Annotated in this window: 14 protein-coding genes and 1 pseudogene; 10 read left to right on the top strand and 5 right to left on the bottom strand. The window is 61.6% G+C overall.

The window, feature by feature from the left end; translation table 11 throughout:
- Window positions 1–200 precede the first annotated feature (200 nt).
- Together fdhD and IF809_RS26240 are read left to right on the top strand one after the other, a co-directional pair.
- Window positions 201–1,028: a formate dehydrogenase accessory sulfurtransferase FdhD gene (gene fdhD / locus IF809_RS26245; protein WP_128965751.1), complete on the top strand. Its 828-nt coding sequence runs from the start codon at window positions 201–203 to the stop codon at window positions 1,026–1,028.
- 620 nt (window positions 1,029–1,648) lie between these two features.
- Window positions 1,649–2,551, top strand: a pseudogene (locus IF809_RS26240) (HNH endonuclease).
- 118 nt (window positions 2,552–2,669) lie between these two features.
- Here the strand turns inward: IF809_RS26240 and IF809_RS26235 are convergent.
- The 3 genes from IF809_RS26235 to IF809_RS26225 form a co-directional block, all read right to left on the bottom strand.
- A complete protein-coding gene (locus IF809_RS26235; protein WP_128965752.1) occupies window positions 2,670–3,023 on the bottom strand; it encodes a hypothetical protein in 354 nt (117 codons plus the stop codon).
- A 233-nt stretch (window positions 3,024–3,256) separates the two neighbouring features.
- On the bottom strand, window positions 3,257–4,180 hold the full coding sequence (locus IF809_RS26230; protein WP_128965753.1) for a response regulator transcription factor: 924 nt from the start codon (window positions 4,178–4,180) through the stop codon (window positions 3,257–3,259).
- Window positions 4,170–7,538 (bottom strand): hybrid sensor histidine kinase/response regulator, encoded by a 3,369-nt coding sequence (locus IF809_RS26225; RefSeq protein WP_462838960.1) that lies wholly within the window; start codon window positions 7,536–7,538, stop codon window positions 4,170–4,172. Before IF809_RS26225 ends, IF809_RS26230 begins: the two co-directional genes overlap by 11 nt.
- A gap of 170 nt (window positions 7,539–7,708) precedes the next feature.
- Between IF809_RS26225 and urtA the strand changes: the two genes are divergently transcribed.
- From urtA to IF809_RS26185, 8 genes are all read left to right on the top strand, one after another.
- Window positions 7,709–8,968, top strand: coding sequence for an urea ABC transporter substrate-binding protein (gene urtA, locus IF809_RS26220; RefSeq protein WP_128965755.1), 1,260 nt, complete (start codon window positions 7,709–7,711; stop codon window positions 8,966–8,968).
- Between the two features lie 140 nt (window positions 8,969–9,108).
- The gene (gene urtB, locus IF809_RS26215) at window positions 9,109–10,035 is read left to right on the top strand and encodes an urea ABC transporter permease subunit UrtB (protein ID WP_128965756.1); all 927 of its coding nucleotides are present in this window, start codon (window positions 9,109–9,111) and stop codon (window positions 10,033–10,035) included.
- A 22-nt stretch (window positions 10,036–10,057) separates the two neighbouring features.
- Window positions 10,058–11,197: an urea ABC transporter permease subunit UrtC gene (gene urtC / locus IF809_RS26210; protein ID WP_462838959.1), complete on the top strand. Its 1,140-nt coding sequence runs from the start codon at window positions 10,058–10,060 to the stop codon at window positions 11,195–11,197.
- Window positions 11,198–11,262: 65 nt separating this feature from the next.
- The gene (urtD, locus tag IF809_RS26205) at window positions 11,263–12,018 is read left to right on the top strand and encodes an urea ABC transporter ATP-binding protein UrtD (RefSeq protein WP_453979292.1); all 756 of its coding nucleotides are present in this window, start codon (window positions 11,263–11,265) and stop codon (window positions 12,016–12,018) included.
- 11 nt (window positions 12,019–12,029) lie between these two features.
- Window positions 12,030–12,719, top strand: coding sequence for an urea ABC transporter ATP-binding subunit UrtE (urtE, locus tag IF809_RS26200; protein WP_462838958.1), 690 nt, complete (start codon window positions 12,030–12,032; stop codon window positions 12,717–12,719).
- 24 nt (window positions 12,720–12,743) lie between these two features.
- Entirely contained in the window at window positions 12,744–13,973 is a 1,230-nt protein-coding gene (gene fmdA, locus IF809_RS26195) for a formamidase (RefSeq protein WP_462838957.1), read from the top strand.
- A 66-nt stretch (window positions 13,974–14,039) separates the two neighbouring features.
- On the top strand, window positions 14,040–14,390 hold the full coding sequence (locus IF809_RS26190) for an FmdB family zinc ribbon protein (protein ID WP_462838956.1): 351 nt from the start codon (window positions 14,040–14,042) through the stop codon (window positions 14,388–14,390).
- Window positions 14,391–14,435: 45 nt separating this feature from the next.
- Window positions 14,436–15,476, top strand: a complete 1,041-nt coding sequence (locus IF809_RS26185; protein WP_462838955.1) for an aliphatic amidase — start codon at window positions 14,436–14,438, stop codon at window positions 15,474–15,476.
- A 212-nt stretch (window positions 15,477–15,688) separates the two neighbouring features.
- On the opposite strand, the gene IF809_RS26180 is transcribed toward IF809_RS26185, so the two are convergent.
- Complete coding sequence (locus IF809_RS26180) at window positions 15,689–16,234, bottom strand: hypothetical protein (RefSeq protein WP_462838992.1); 546 nt, start codon at window positions 16,232–16,234, stop codon at window positions 15,689–15,691.
- Complete coding sequence (locus IF809_RS26175) at window positions 16,147–16,464, bottom strand: YrhB domain-containing protein (protein WP_462838954.1); 318 nt, start codon at window positions 16,462–16,464, stop codon at window positions 16,147–16,149. Before IF809_RS26175 ends, IF809_RS26180 begins: the two co-directional genes overlap by 88 nt.
- Between the last annotated feature and the right edge of the window lie 261 nt (window positions 16,465–16,725).

Raw genomic sequence — 16,725 nt, 5'->3', positions numbered from 1 at the left:
TGATCGGGCGCCAAAATGCCGAGAATGCAGTGCGATGCGACGAGGTGCGGGTGGCGCGGGAGCGATAGTCTGCTCGCTAACGTACGGGGATTAAACGCCTCGCGAGATGTTGATCAGATCGCTCGCACGAGACCGTAAGATGATCGTGCAGGAACCGGGCCGGCCGGCAGAGGTTGCCAGACGCTGTTCCGGAGCTGGCCATGGATGATCGCTGCAGCCTAGACAAACCAGAACTGCTCTGGCGGGGACGAGATCCCATACCGTCCTCGCGCAGGGTCGCGGAGGAGCGCCCCATAGCGCTCACCTACAACGGCTCGACTTATGCGGTGATGATGGCCTCGCCCGTCGATCTCGTCGATTTCGGTATCGGCTTTAGCTTGAGCGAAGGTATTGTGGCGGGGCAGGATGATATCCTCGGCATTGAGGTCGTCGAACTCGAACTCGGTTGGGAGGTGCGGACTTGGCTTGAAGACGAAGATGCCGGTCGCCTCGCCAAACGGCGGAGAGCAATGGTTGGGCCGGTCGGCTGTGGTTTGTGCGGGATCGAAAGCCTCGAGCAGGCTTGCGCGCAGCCGCCGCGCATTTCCATGCGGGTCGGATTTCGGCCCTTCGATATTCTGACCGCGATGCGGTCGCTACGGTCGCTTCAGCCGCACCATCAGGCGACAGGCGCGATGCATGCTGCGGCATTCTGGGATGGCGATGGCATCCCTCTGGTCAGAGAAGACGTCGGCCGCCACAATGCGCTCGATAAACTGGCTGGTGCGGTGGCCAGGGCCGGTCTGGAGACGACGCAAGGCGCTGTCCTCATGACCAGTCGGGTCTCAGTCGAACTGGTGCAGAAGACCGCGCGAATGGGCACGCCGCTCCTCGTCGCCGTGTCGGCACCGACTTCACTGGCAATCGAGACCGCCGAGCGGGCCGGCGTCACCCTCGTGGCGGTCGCGCGGGACGATGGATACGAGATATTCAGTCACGCCAGCCGATTGATGTTCGAACAGAGAGAGCGCGTTTCCGCTCCGATGTAGCCGGCAGCTCTCGAGCCATTGTCCCGCTGTATCGGCCACGGTATGGCGCTTTCGTTCGGGCGCGGGCATCCCGGCGAGCTGATCCACTTCAAACGGGATTAGGCCCGCGGGGCAACGTGAGGGGCCACTGTGCATCGCAGATCTCCGGAAGCAGCCTGTTCATGAGGTCGGTGAGAGGCGCCGCGGCATTCAGCGCTACTTCGCAAGGCGTCGCGGGCTCTTTCTTCGGTCAGATCTCGAACAGAGCGTCGTCAATGCGCACGGCGAGCGCGTCCGTCCTATGATCGTCAGGATCTCAAAACTGATCGGCGACTTCAGGAGGAACTGCAGCTTCGACTGCACGGCAAGGGGGCTGACCGTGACGAACGCGCGCCCACCCCAGTTGGCACAGCCAATCGGTGTCGATAGCTGCTGATGCGATTGACGCTCGAGAGCGTGGGAATTTTTCTGTGGAATCAAGAGCGAGGAGTTTTGACGGACCAGCGATCGGCATTTGACCGTCGAGCTTGCTGAATGCTCCTTATAAATCAAGGTGCTAGCGACAATTTAAACAATGGAGTGAGAGTAGGGGGCTGCCTATTCAATTTCCTTCAGGCTTGAGAGGCGGCGCCGCTTAGACTATGTCATTTGGCGTATTCATCCATCGATCGGACTCGATCTACGATGACAGCCCCGCTGAACGATATCAGTTTCCCGGTCAGTATTTCCGCCGCGTTGAAGCCTGCATTGGCGATTGGATAATCTATTACGAGCCGAGCAAAGTTGCCGAGACGCGCGGCTATTTTGCGATTGCTCGGGTTCAGCAGGTTATTGCTGACCCTGGCTCTCCGGGGATGTATCTCGCTCTGATCGAGTCCGGAAGTTATCTCGATTTTGCAAATCCGGTTCCTTTCAACGGGCCGAATGGTCCCGTGGAACGCGGCGTCCTGAACGAGTAGTGGCGAATTTCGGGGCGTGCTCAGTCGGCAGTTCGCCCAATCTCGCCCGACAATTTCAATAGGATACTCGAACTTGGTTTCGCAGAAGGCGCGCCGCTGCTGCCCAGGGTTGATGCCGATGTTCGGTTGGCTCAACTCGATGAGAGCGAGCAGGCGCTGTTCCTATTTGAACAGCATAGAGATCGTATCAGCCTTACCGTATCCAGAGTTCTGAGAGATCGCGTTTTCCGTCGGATCGTGCTGCGTGCCTATGATGAGCGCTGCGCCATTACCGGATTGAAGCTCATCAAGGGACTGGGGCGCGCAGAAGTTGCGGCGGCGCACATTCGGCCCGTAGAGGCAAGTGGGCCGGACATCGTGAGCAATGGGATCGGTCTGTCGGGTACGGCTCATTGGATGTTCGATCGTGGTTTGATCAGCCTGTCCGATGATATGGAAATATTGATCTCGCGTCAGACGAACGACCTGGAAGGGGTTCGATCGATCATGAACAAGTCCGGTCGTGCGATAACGCCAAGAAGGTCATCGGATCGGCCTCATCCGCATTTTCTGCAATGGCAGCGCGAGCATTGCTTTAAGCGTTAGGCGAGCCTTTGGCGCGTAGGATGAGCATGCCTAGGATGGATTTCGCTGGTGGCGAAGCTCATCGCGTTGACGTTCACCAACCCCGGCACTGGCCATAATCTCGAGGCGGCTCGACAATCTATACGGCGTCAGCCGGGACAAAACAGCTGATGATGATGCTGCCGCGGTGGTGCGCGTACCACACCACTGCCTGACCGATCGGATTGCCGTGATCGCGGATGATGGCGCGCTCGGGGACAGCCATCCACTGTCCTTCAATCGGCACCCAATAGGCGCCGTCTCGATAGTCATAGTCGGTGCGATGGCCATCGGAGATGTCGCAGCACGGCACGCCGTTCGGCGCTGTCGCGCTCTTGAACCATGCGCGGATGTCGGGCGAGACGTTGTCGTATTGTCCATGGTCGAAGCCGAGCGCCGCGCCGGTCAACGCCGAGACGAACCCCAAGAGAGCGACCTGCACGAGCCGTCGCATGCGATCCTCCACGACCCTGTCTTCTCGTGTTCTTGCTCACCTGCTGGCGAGCACGATTCGAGGTCGGCATGATTAAGCCTGAGCTCCGCCGTCGTTGCATGCTCAAAAAGTGAGCGTTTCCACTGCACTTGGAATGATGCGGCGCAAAATCGGCGCTTCGTTTCGCTCCGCCGTCGGTAAGTTCGGCCCCCGGCAGCGCCCTCAATCAGGTCCAATGCTTCAAAGAACGCGTCTTAGGTGTTGCGCCGGTTTGCGTTGACCGCGATCGCTGCCGCCGCTGTGCGGTTCTCGACGCCGAGCTTGGAATAGATCTGCTCGAGATGCTTGTCCACGGTGCGCGGCGAGAGCCCCAGGATCTGGGCGATGTCGCGATTGGTTTTGCCTTTCGCCAGCCAGGACAGCACTTCGCCCTCGCGCGCGGTCAACCCGAGTTCGCGGGGGAATTCCGCCGGCGACTCCGCGCTCGTATCTTTCGCCAGCCGCAACAGGAATTCGTTCGGGCCGAGCTTGCCGACGTATTGCAGTCGCAGCAGCTCGCTGTCTGCGGACATCGAGGCCGTCTTCGATCCGGCTTTGCCTGTTTGGACCTGATTGATCCATTGCGGGATCGGGTGGGGCAGCACCAGGTCATGATCGGCGTCGACCGCGAGCGCATCTGCGAGCAGCTTCTGCGCCTGCGGCGTGGCCCATTTGATCTTGCCGGCATCATCCACCGCGAGCAGATAGCGGCCGGAAACGTCGTGCGCTGCGCGGGCACTCTGGGTCAGTCGCGCGTTGGCAAGGTGGACGCGAATGCGCGCCAGCATCTCCTTGATCGCGATCGGCTTCGTCACATAGTCGACGCCGCCGGCTTCCAGTCCGCGCACGATGTGCTCGGTCTCGGCAAGGCCCGTCATGAAGATGATCGGCACGCCGTCGAGGCCGGCATCGCGTTTGAGCCGCTTGCAGGTCTCGAATCCGTCCATGCCGGGCATCACGGCATCGAGCAGCACGATGTCGGGCGTGATCTGGTCGACGATCCGCATTGCGGACACGCCGTCGAGTGCGACCATGACGGTCATGCCCGCGCCGTCGAGCGCATCGGTGAGGAGCCGCAGCGTCTCGGGAGAGTCGTCGACGACGAGGGCGACGTCGCGCTTCTTGGGATCAGTGATCATAGCTGTACACGGTTTTCAGCGTCGCCATGTATTGGTCGAGATCGAAGCGGTCGAGTAGCGCCCGCATGTGGGTGACGAAGTCGGCGTGCTCGGGAAGCTCGGTGCCGATTTCGTCGAGCTTGAGCTGGATCGCCCTGATATAGCCGAGCCGACCGAGCTCGATCAGCTCCTCGACATACTTCACGGGCGGCAGCGAGCCGCTCTCCGGTTTCCACAGCGGCACCGGCGCCTGGTCGGCCTCGTACTGCCATTCGAGCTTGAGCAATTGGCGGATGGTTTCCAGCAGCCGCGGGATGTCGATCGGCTTCATCAGGTAGCCGTCGTGAAATGGCTGCGCCAGCGGCGCGCCATGCGCCTCGAGCGCGCTCGCCGACACCATCAGGATGCGTGCGGTGTGATGGCCGCTGGCGCGCAAGGTCTCCGCCACCGTCCAGCCGTCCATGCCGGCCATGGAGATGTCGAGCAGGAACAGGTCGGGCCGGCAGTGCTGCGCCAGCGCGAGGCAGCCGGGACCGTCGGGGGCGCTGAGCAGGATGAAGCCGAGCGGCGCCAGCACCTGACGCAGCAGGTCGCGATGTGTCGGATCGTCGTCGGTGATCAGGATCGTCTTGCGCGGCCCGCTATAACCGTAGATCGGCGCCTCCACCGGAGCGTCACGCCGGGGATTCGTGACCTCGGAGAGCAGGAGTTTCACGCGGAAGGTCGCGCCATGGCCCACTGTGCTGGTCACCTTGATGTCGCCCCCCATCACGCCCGCGAGCAGGCGGCTGATGGTAAGGCCGAGGCCTGTACCGGTCTGCGGCTGCGCCACGCCGAGCGCGCCGCGCTCGAACGGAGCGAAGATGCGTTCGAGATCGTCCGGCTGGATACCGGGGCCGGTATCGACGACCTCGAACTCGGCGACCGGGCTGCGATAATGCACGACGAACTTGACGCTGCCGGTCTGGGTGAACTTGATCGCGTTCGACAGCAGGTTGATGAGGATCTGCCGAAGCCGTTTTTCGTCGGCATAGACCACGAGCGGCAGCACCGCCGGTCGCTTGAACACGAAGTCGATGCCCTTGGCGGCAGCTTGCAGGCGGAACATGCCGACGAGCTGATCGAGGAAATCGCTGAGACGAACCTCGTCGCGGGAGAGATAGAGCCGTCCGGCCTCGATCTTGGAGATGTCGAGGATCCCGTCGATCAATCCCGACAGATGGTCCGCGCTGCGGCGGACCACGCGCACCTGATCGCGTGGCCGCGGCGGCAAGCTGTTGTCCTGCTCGAGCAATTGCGCATAGCCGGAGATCGCGTTCAGGGGGGAGCGGAGCTCGTGGCTCAGTCCAACCACATAGCGGCTCTTGGCGAGGTTGGCGGATTCGGCGACCTCCTTGGCGCGCTGTAGTTCGGCGTCGGTGCGCTTGTGAGCGTCGATTTCCTGGATCAGGAGTGTGGTCTGCCGCCGGGTTTCTTCCTCCGCCGCCCGACGGCTCTGCTGCGCCAGCACGAACAGCCAGGCGACGACGCCGATGATGATGATCAGCGCGAAGAACACCTTCCACAGCACGTCGGCCAGCAGCGCATCGGCATGCACGGTTGCCGAGGTCTGCAGGTAGATCAGCCCGAGCACCAGGCCGATGAGGCCGGCCGAGACCGCGAACACGCCGATATACTGGCCTACTTGCGAGTTGATCCTTGTATGGATCGCCTCGGGCAAAAACTTGCCGAGCGCCGCCGAGACCTGCGCGCCGGCCCGCGCGTGCGGCTTGCAGAGATCATGGCAGCGGGCGTCGAGCGAGCAGCACAGGGAGCAGATTGGTCCGGCGTAGGCGGGGCATGAAGCCATGTCCTCCGGCTCGAAGGAGTGCTCGCAGATGCAGCACTGGATCGACTCGACATTCTGCCATGCCCGCTTCGGCTTCCGCGCGATATAGTACTTGCCGTCGGTGGCCCACGCGATCAGCGGCGCAGAGACGAAGGCAGCTGCGAGCGCGACGAAGGCCGATAGCGCCTTCGCGGTCGGTCCGAACAGTCCGTAGAATGCCGAGATCGAGACGATGGTCGCGATCGTCATGGCCCCGACGCCGACCGGGTTGATGTCGTAGAGATGGGCGCGCTTGAACTCGATCTGCGGCGGACGCAGGCCGAGCGGCTTGTTGATGACGAGATCGGCGACCAGCGCGCCGACCCATGCGATCGCGACGTTGGAGTAGAGCGCCAGCGTTTGCTCCAGCGCCTTGTAGACACCGATTTCCATCAGGAGCAGCGCCACCACGACGTTGAACACCAGCCAGACGACGCGACCGGGATGGCTGTGCGTCAACCGCGAGAAGAAGTTCGACCAGGCGATCGAGCCGGCATAGGCGTTGGTGACGTTGATCTTGACCTGCGACAGGATCACGAAAGTGCCGGTCAGCGCCATCGCGAGATCCGGCTGCGACAACACATAGCGAAACGCTTCGAGATACATGCTGGCCGGCTCGGCGGCCTGTTCGAGTGCTACGCCATGGCTCAGGGCGAAATAGGCCAGAAAAGATCCGACCAGCAGTTTCAGCGCGCCGAAAATGATCCAGCCGGGACCGGCGCTGAGCAGCGCGATCCACCAGGAGGTTCGCGAGGTGCGGCGGTCGCGCGGCAGGAAGCGCAGGAAGTCGACCTGCTCGCCGATCTGCGCCACCAGCGAAAACACCACCGACGCGGCGGCACCGAACATCAGCAGATCGAGATGTCCGTTCGGATTGCCATGCTCGCCGGCGAACTTCCGCCACTCCGTGAACGAATGCGGATTGGCCCAGGCGATCGCCAGGAAGGGGAGCACATGCAGGACAATCCAGATCGGCTGCGTCCACAATTGGAAGCGGCTGATCAGGGTGATGCCATAGGTCACCAGGGGAATGATGACGATGGCGCTGATGAGATAGCCGAGCGGGCGGGGGATACCGAAGCATAGCTCCAGCGCGGCCGCCAGAATGACCGCCTCGAACGCGAAGAAGATGAAGGTGAAGGACGCGTAGATCAACGAGGTGATCGTCGAGCCGATGTAGCCGAAGCCAGCGCCGCGGGTCAGCAGGTCGATATCTGTGCCGCATTTTGCGGCATAGTAGGCAATCGGCAGGCCGCACAGGAAGATGATGACGCTGACGACCAGGATCGCTGCGGTCGCGTTGGCCGCGCCATAGTTCAGCGTGATGGTGCCGCCGATCGCTTCCAGCGCCAGAAACGAGATCGCGCCAAGCGCGGTGTTGGCGACGCGGGCGGCGGACCAGCGCCGCGCGCTCTTGGCGGTGAAGCGCAGCGCATAGTCTTCCAGCGTCTGGTTCGCAACCCATTGGTTGTACTGGCGCCTGACGCGGTCTATTCGCTGCCGCCCTGCCACGCTTTACCCCACTCCCGATACGGACCCGGAGCCCTCGCAAATCCCGTACCAGAAGCCTACGTCGGCATTTTGCGGTGCAGTATACGCGATCTTGCGTATGCTTGCGCTGCACAAATCCGGGCCATCCTCACGACACCAATCGCGTGTCCTCGAACAAAGGTGGGGTGCTCATGTCAGACGAAGCCAACAAGGGCCTGTTGTCGCCGCTCAGGCGCAAATTATTGATGGGAATGGCCGCCGTGCCGGCGATGACGATGCTGCCGCGCGCATCTTTTGCGCAGGCCCCTGCGACATCGGCGGTCAATACCACGGGTCTCGCGGTCACCGACACCGAGGTCACCGTCGGCATCCTGCACTCGGCCACCGGCACGATGGCGATCTCGGAGACCGGTTCGATCGAAGCCGAGAAGCTCGCCATCGAGCAGATCAACGCCGCCGGCGGCGTGCTCGGGCGCAAGATCAAGTTCATCCAGGAAGACGGCGCTTCGGACTGGCCGACCTTCGCGGAGAAGGCGAAGAAGCTGCTCGTGAACGACAAGGTTGCGGCCATCATGGGCTGCTGGACCTCGGCCTCGCGCAAGGCGGTGCTGCCGGTCGTCGAACAGTACAACGGCATGCTCTACTACCCGACCTTCTATGAAGGTCTCGAGCAGTCCAAGAACGTCATCTACACCGGCCAGGAAGCGACCCAGCAGATTCTCGCCGGCCTGAACTGGATCGCCAAGGAGAAGGGCGCGAAGACCTTCTTCTTCATCGGCTCCGACTATATCTGGCCGCGCACCTCGAACAAGATCGCGCGCAAGCACGTCGAGAACGTACTGAAGGGCAAGGTCGTCGGCGAGGAGTACTATCCGCTCGGCAACACCCAGTTCAATTCCGTCATCAACAAGATCAAGCTGACCAAGCCCGACGTGATCTTCACCGACGTCGTCGGCGGATCCAACGTCGCCTTCTACAAGCAGCTCAAGGCGGCCGGCATCGATCTCGCCAAGCAGGCGCTGCTGACGATCTCGGTCACCGAGGACGAGATCGACGGCATTGGCGGCGAAAACATCGCGGGCGCCTATGCCTGCATGAAGTACTTCCAGTCGCTCGACAATCCCAACAACAAGGCCTTCGTGCCCGCGTTCAAGAAGATGTGGGGCGAGAAGACCGTGATCGGAGACGTGACCCAGGCCGCGTATCTCGGTCCGTGGTTGTGGAAGTTGACGGTCGAGAAGGCGGGCTCTTTCGATATCGACAAGATCGCGGCGGCATCGCCCGGCGTCGAGTTCAAGGGCGCGCCGGAAGGTTATGTGCGCATCCATGAGAACCATCACCTTTGGTCGAAGACCCGCGTCGGTCGCGCCAAGCTCGATGGCCAGTTCGAGCTGATCTACGAGACCGCCGATCTCGTCGAGCCCGATCCGTTCCCGAAGGGCTACCAGTAAGCCGTCGCCACCATCCCGGGCAAAGAGCTCCCTGATGCGGACCATCAATCCGCGTCTCACGACCCCGCGCCGCGATGTCGATCGCGGCGCGGGACCCTGTGCCCTCGGACGCGAGACCGCGTCTTCGACGGAGAAACCAGATGTTCGGCGACTATTCGATTGGCGACCTCGGCTCGATCTTCGTCATGCAGGGCTTTGCCGGGCTGATCCTGTTCTCCGTCTACGTGCTGATGGCGCTGGGGCTCGCGATCATCTTCGGCCAGATGGGCGTCATCAACATGGCCCATGGCGAGTTCATGATCCTCGGCGCCTACGTCACCTGGATGACGTCGAACTTCTTCCAGTCCTATCTGCCTGGTCTGTTCAGCGGCTACTTCTTCCTCGCGATGATATTGGCCTTCCTGGCGTCCGGCGCGCTCGGAATGCTGGTCGAATGGGTGCTGATCCGGCACCTCTATAAGCGCCCGCTCGACACGCTGCTGGCGACCTGGGGCCTCAGCCTGATGCTGCAGCAGGCCTATCGCTCGATCTTCGGCGCGCGCGAAGTCGGCGTCGAGCTGCCGCAATGGATGCTGGGCTCGCTCCACGTCACCGACTCGATCGAGGTGCCGATCAACGGCGTCTTCGTGATGGGCCTGACGGTGCTGATCACGATCGGCGTCGCCTACATCATGTTCCGCTCGCGCTGGGGCCGCCAGGTCCGCGCCGTCGTGCAGAACCGCATCATGGCAGGCGCCGTCGGCATCAATACCGCGAAGGTCGACCGATACACCTTCGCCCTCGGCTGCGGCATCGCCGGCGTCGCCGGCTCGGCCTTCACCATGATCGGCTCGACCGGGCCGACCTCGGGCCAGCTCTACATCGTCGATACCTTCCTGGTCGTCGTGTTCGGCGGCGCCGCAAGCCTGCTCGGCACTATCGCCTCCGCCTTCTCGATCTCGCAGACCCAGTCGACGCTCGAGTTCTTCATGTCGGGTTCGATGGCGAAGGTGCTGACGCTGCTCGCGGTGGTGGGAATTCTGATGCTGCGGCCGCAGGGCCTTTTCGCCCTCAAGGTCCGTAAATAACGAAAGTGCAGGGGGCTGACCCATGAACGATAGTCGTTTCGCCACGCGTTCGGAGTTGATCGGCATCCTGGTGCTCGCGGTCTTTCTGGTCGTGATCCTGCCGCTCTGCCTCGACGTCTTTCGTCTCAACCTGGTCGCCAAATATCTGACCTATGCCTTCGTCGCGCTGGGGCTGGTGATCTGCTGGGGTTACGGCGGCATCCTGAGCCTGGGGCAGGGCGTATTCTTCGGCCTCGGCGGCTACTGCATGGCGATGTTCCTCAAGCTCGAGGCCTCCAGCGTCGAAAACACCAAGATCCAGTCGACGCCGGGCATCCCCGATTTCATGGACTGGAATCAGATCACAGCGCTGCCGTTCTTCTGGAAGCCGTTCCACAGCCTGACCTTCACCATCGCCGCCGTCATCCTGGTGCCCGGCATCTTCGCCCTGATCATCGGTGCTGCGATGTTCAAGCGTCGGGTCGGCGGCACCTACTTCGCGATCATCACGCAGGCGGTTGCGGCGATACTGACCATCCTGATCGTCGGTCAGCAGGGCTACACCGGCGGCATCAACGGCATGACCGACCTGCGCACGCTGAAGGGATGGGATATCCGTCCCGACCACGCCAAGGTCGTGCTCTACTTCTTCGAGGTCGGCCTGCTGTTCGGCTGCATCTTCATCGCGCAGTTCGTCCGCCATTCGAAGCTCGGCCGCATCCTGGTGGCGATGCGCGACCAGGAGGACCGGGTCCGCTTTTCCGGCTACAGCGTCGCCAACTTCAAGATCTTCGCCTTCTGCATCGCCGCGATCTTCGCCGCAATCGGCGGCGCCATGTTCGCGCTCAACGTCGGCTTCATGTCGCCGTCCTTTGTCGGCATCGTGCCCTCGATCGAGATGGTGATCTACACCGCGGTCGGCGGCCGGCTCTCGATCCTGGGTGCGGTCTACGGAACGATTCTCGTCAACTTCGCCAAGACCAGCCTCTCTGAGTCGTTTCCCGAGCTCTGGCTGTTCGGCCTCGGCGGCCTGTTCATCGCCGTGGTGCTGGCATTCCCGAATGGCCTCGCCGGCATCTGGGGCGATTACGTCCAGCCGCAGATCAGCAAGCTGATCGGCGCACGCAAACCGAAGCCCGGCTGGACCGACAACTCGGTCGCCGACAGCGCGCCGGCAGAGTGAGGAAATAGATCATGCTCGTCGGTCATCACGATGCCGATGCCACGCTGGCAGTGAGGAAATAGATCATGCTCGTCGGTCATCAACCAAAGCCCTTCCTGCTCTCGGTCGAAGGCCTCACCGTCTCCTTCGACGGCTTCAAGGCGGTCAACGATCTCTCCTTCTACGTCGAGGAGAACGAGATTCGCGTCATCATCGGCCCCAATGGCGCTGGCAAGACCACCGTACTCGACCTGATCTGCGGAAAGACCAAGGCCACCTCGGGTTCGATCGAATTCCGCGGCAAGGACCTGACCAAGCTGAAGGAGAACCAGATCGTCAAGGCGGGCGTCGGTCGCAAATTCCAGACGCCGTCGATCTACGACGACCTCACCGTGTTCGAGAATTTGGAGATCTCCTATCCGCGCGGCCGCACCGTGTTCGGTGCGTTGACCTTCACCCGCGATGCCGCCGTGCGCGACCGCGTCCACGAGGTCGCCGAGATGATCTTCCTCAAGGACCGCCTCGACATGAGCGCAGCACTGCTCAGCCACGGCCAGAAGCAGTGGCTCGAGATCGGCATGCTGCTGATCCAGGATCCGGACCTGTTGATGCTCGACGAGCCCGTCGCGGGAATGAGCGTTTCCGAACGCGCCAAGACCGCCGAGCTGCTCAACCGCATCATCAAGGACCGCTCGGTGCTCGTCATCGAGCACGACATGAAATTCGTCGAGGACATCGCCCACAAGGTCACGGTGCTGCACCAGGGCCAGATCCTCTCCGAAGGCACCATGGAGAAGGTGAAGAACGATCCGAAAGTGATCGAAGTTTACCTCGGCCATTAAGGAGCACGTCCATGCTGGCAATCAATGATCTCCATGTCGCCTACGGCCAGAGCGAGGTGCTGCACGGCCTCAACGTGTCGGTCGCGCCCAACGAGATCGTCGCGATCATGGGCCGCAACGGCATGGGCAAGACCACGCTGATGAAGTCGCTGATGGGGATCGTGCCGACCCGGAGCGGCTCGGTGGTCATGGACGGCACCGAGCTCGGATCGCTGCCGAGCTACGACCGCGTCGCCAAGGGGCTCGCCTATGTCCCGCAGGGGCGGATGATCTTCTCGACCATGACGGTCAAGGAGAACATCGAGACGGGCCTGGTGGTGTCCGGCGGCGCGGAAGTTCCTGCTGATATCTACGAGCTGTTTCCGGTGCTGCTGGAGATGAAGGGACGCCGCGGGGGCAATCTCTCGGGCGGGCAGCAGCAGCAGCTGGCGATCGCGCGGGCGCTCGCGACCAAGCCGAAAGTGCTGCTGCTCGATGAGCCGACCGAAGGTATCCAGCCCTCGATCATCAAGGAGATGGCGCGCACCTTGAAGCGAATTCGCGACGAGCGGGGCCTGTCGATCGTCGTCTCCGAGCAGGTGCTGAGCTTCGCGCTCGACATCGCCGACCGCGTGCTCGTGATCGAGAACGGCGAGATCGTGCGCGACGATCCGCGCGAAAGCGTCGATGCCGCGCAGATCTCGAAATTCCTGTCCGTCTAACCAGTAACCAAGGGGAGCATCTCGATGCCAGACACGCTGATCAAGGTCGATCTCACGAAATCGGCCTATGAGAACGACAAGATCCACAACCGCTGGCATCCGGAGGTTCCGATCGTGGAGTGGGTCAGCCCGGGCGACGATTTCATCATCGAGACCGTCGATTGGACCGGCGGCTTCATCAAGAACAACGACTCGGCGGACGACGTGCGCGATATCGACCTGTCGATCGTGCACTTCCTGTCCGGTCCGATCGGCGTCAAGGACGCCGAGCCCGGCGATCTCCTGGTCGTCGATCTGCTCGACGTCGGTCCGCTCAAGGAGAGCCTGTGGGGCTTCAACGGCTTTTTCTCCAAGCAGAACGGCGGCGGCTTCCTGACCGATCACTTCCCGCTGGCGCAGAAGTCGATCTGGGACATCAAGGGCCTCTACACCTCGTCGCGCCACGTGCCCGGCGTCAACTTCGCCGGCCTGATCCATCCCGGCCTGATCGGCTGTCTGCCTGATGCCAAGATGCTCGCGGCCTGGAACGCGCGCGAAGCCGAACTGATCGCGACCAATCCGGACCGTGTTCCGGGCCTTGCCAATCCGCCGTTCGCGCCGACCGCCCACGCCGGCCGGGCCAAGGGCGACGTCAAGGCCAAGATCGGTCTCGAGGGCGCCCGCACGGTGCCGCCGCGCGAGCATGGCGGCAATTGCGACATCAAGGATCTGTCGCGCGGCTCGAAGATCTACTTCCCGGTCTATGTGCCCGGCGGCGGCCTCTCGATGGGCGATCTGCATTTCAGCCAGGGCGACGGCGAGATCACCTTCTGCGGCGCGATCGAGATGGCCGGCTGGCTGCACATCAAGGTCGACGTCATCAAGGACGGCGTGGCGAAATACGGCATCAAGAACCCCGTGTTCAAGCCGTCGCCGATCACGCCGAACTACAAGGATTATCTGATCTTCGAGGGCATCTCGGTCGACGAGGCCGGCAAGCAGCATTACCTCGACGTTCACATCGCCTACCGCCAGGCCTGCCTGAACGCGATCGAGTATCTGAAGAAGTTCGGCTATTCCGGCGCCCAGGCCTATTCGATCCTCGGCACCGCGCCGTGCCAGGGCCACATCTCCGGCGTGGTCGACGTGCCCAACGCCTGCGCCACGTTGTGGCTGCCGACGGAGATCTTCGACTTCGACGTGATGCCGTCGGCGGCGGGTCCCGTGAAGCACATCACGGGCGATATCCAGATGCCGATCTCGCCCGACAAATAGTCTCCATGCGAGGCGGATGCGGCGCGTGAGCCCCGCATCCGGCGTGCGACAGCGAAGGGAGCGACGATGCCCGTCTATGAATATCTCTGCCGTGATTGCGGACCGTTCACCGACATGCGGCCGATGGCCGAATGCGACGAGCCGCAGGCCTGCCCGCGCTGCGAGATCGAATCGCCGCGCGTGATCCTCACCGCGCCGGCGTTCTCCTGCATGCCCGCGGACAGGCGCAAGGCGCACGCCACCAACGAGCAGAGCCGGCATGCGCCGAAGACGCTCGACCAGTACAAGGCTGCGCACGGTCCGGGCTGCGGCTGCTGCGGATCGGGTCCGAAGAAGAAGCCCGGGCGGCTCGTGACCAAAAGCAGGAGCGGCGCGGTCGGCTTTCCGACCGCGCGGCCCTGGATGATCAGCCACTGACGCTGCGGACCGAAGAAACTCGACCAGAACAGAAGGGCGTTTCAAATGCTTCACGGTGACATCTCTTCCAGCAACGACGTGGTCGGCGTGGCCGTCGTCAATTACAAGATGCCGCGGCTGCACACCAAGGCCGAGGTGCTCGACAACGCCCGCAAGATCGCCGACATGGTCGTGGGCATGAAGCTCGGCCTGCCGGGCATGGACCTCGTCATCTTCCCGGAATACTCCACCCACGGCATCATGTACGATTCCAAGCAGATGTACGAGACCGCCTCGCAGGTGCCGGGTGAGGAGACCGCGATCTTTGCCGCGGCCTGCCGGAAGGCGAAGGTCTGGGGCGTGTTCTCGCTGACCGGCGAGCGCCACGAGGAACATCCGCACAAGGCGCCCTACAACACGCTGATCCTGATGAACGACAAGGGCGAGATCGTGCAGAAATATCGCAAGATCATGCCCTGGGTGCCGATCGAAGGCTGGTATCCCGGCAATTGCACCTATGTCTCCGACGGCCCGAAGGGGCTGAAGGTCAGCCTGATCATCTGCGACGACGGCAATTACCCGGAGATCTGGCGCGATTGCGCGATGAAAGGCGCGGAACTGATCGTGCGCTGCCAGGGCTACATGTATCCGGCCAAGGAGCAGCAGGTGATGATCTCCAAGGCGATGGCCTGGGCCAACAACGTCTATGTCGCGGTGGCCAATGCCGCGGGGTTCGACGGCGTCTATTCCTATTTCGGCCACTCCGCGATCGTCGGCTTCGACGGCCGAACGCTGGGTGAGACCGGCGAGGAGGAATACGGCATCCAGTACGCGGGCCTCTCGAAGACCTTGATCCGCGATGCACGCCGCAACAACCAGTCGCAGAACCATCTCTTCAAGCTGCTGCATCGCGGCTACACCGGCATGATCAATTCCGGCGAAAGCGCGAAAGGTTTGGCCGCCTGTCCCTATGACTTCTATTCGAAATGGATCGCCGATCCCGAAGGCACGCGCGACATGGTCGAGGCGATGACACGTCCGACAGTCGGCACGGAGGAATGCCCGATCGACGGCATTCCCAACGAGAAGTCCGCGACGAACTACTAGGGCGTGTACTCATAAAATTGAGAGAACCGCTCATCCGAGCCGCGTCGTCGGATTTACCTCCGAAAGCTGACGTTCGCCGGGGCGGTCGGCAGGTCAGCTAAGGGCCAGCAGCGGAAGTAACGCACGGCCAGCAAGCGGCCTTGCTCATCGTGATGAGATCGCGAACGGTCCTATTGCAAAAATCCAAAAGCCGTAGGCAATTTCGTTTCTCATCATCCAAGTGCGATATTTTTGCCCTTCGCCATTGAACAACTTTCTATCCACTTGCCCTGCAAACTTCCGGCCGAACGTGACGTCCTTATACCAAATGGCCTAAACCGAATACCCAGATCGGTGCGGGTTACGATAAAGGTTAGTCCGCTTGCGACCAGCAAAACTACGAAGACAAAGATAGGAAGCAGCAGACCATCGGCCAGTATGGCAAGCTTCACCATAAATAGCAGTGATGCATACCCCAGCAAGTGAAGGCCGAAGACCTGCACGACGTTCAAGCCAATAATGAACAAAAGGATGATCTTCGTAGCTTCGAAGGTGTAAAGGATCACATTGGGCTTTTGGTGAAACTCAATTACTTCATGGCAGCCGATCTTACCCGTTGTTTCCGCGCCTCTTCCAAATTTGGCCGCCCTGCGACTAGTCAGTCGCACTGGTGTGATAGTTGTCGTCTCGCTTACCAAGTTGGAGGTTGCGGCGGACGTTGAAGAGAAGCTGGAGAGAGCGTTTTCTCGTACTCTGCAAGATGGTGCTCTAGCGGCCACGCGGTAGCTCCGACAATTCGAAGCTCAAGTGTATCTCTGTCCACAAGGATGGGCGCATTTCCAAGAAGCTTTGCGGACTCGTCACCGGCATCTAAAAATTGCATCGATTCATAAGAGAATATCCAACCGTAGGGCTTTGCGACTGTGGCTTCGCGAACTATGCGAGCCTGCCCCTCGCACGTGAGTTCGACCCATAGCGTTGCCAATGCTGCGGCTCTTTGAAAGTCCATCTTGTGGTGATCCTTCAGCCTCTCTCACAGTCGTGAGGTTTACGTTCGGTGTAAGGGGCGAGCGTTGTCGAATAGGACGACGACTTCTGCAATGGGTCAAAAGCTGAAATACTCGCTATGAGTCCATCTGGTCCGCTTTGCCCCGGACGGCGGACCTCGATCCAGCCATTTATGAGTACACGCCCTAGCACTACTTTGGCAGATTTTTGATTTTGTCGCGTTTTATAGGATTCCCGAATCAATTTTTCAATGATTCATGGA

It is taken from the genome of Bradyrhizobium sp. UFLA06-24, assembly GCF_054967145.1.
Note: the sequence above shows the minus strand (reverse complement) of the source record. Positions and strands in the feature narration are given on the sequence as shown.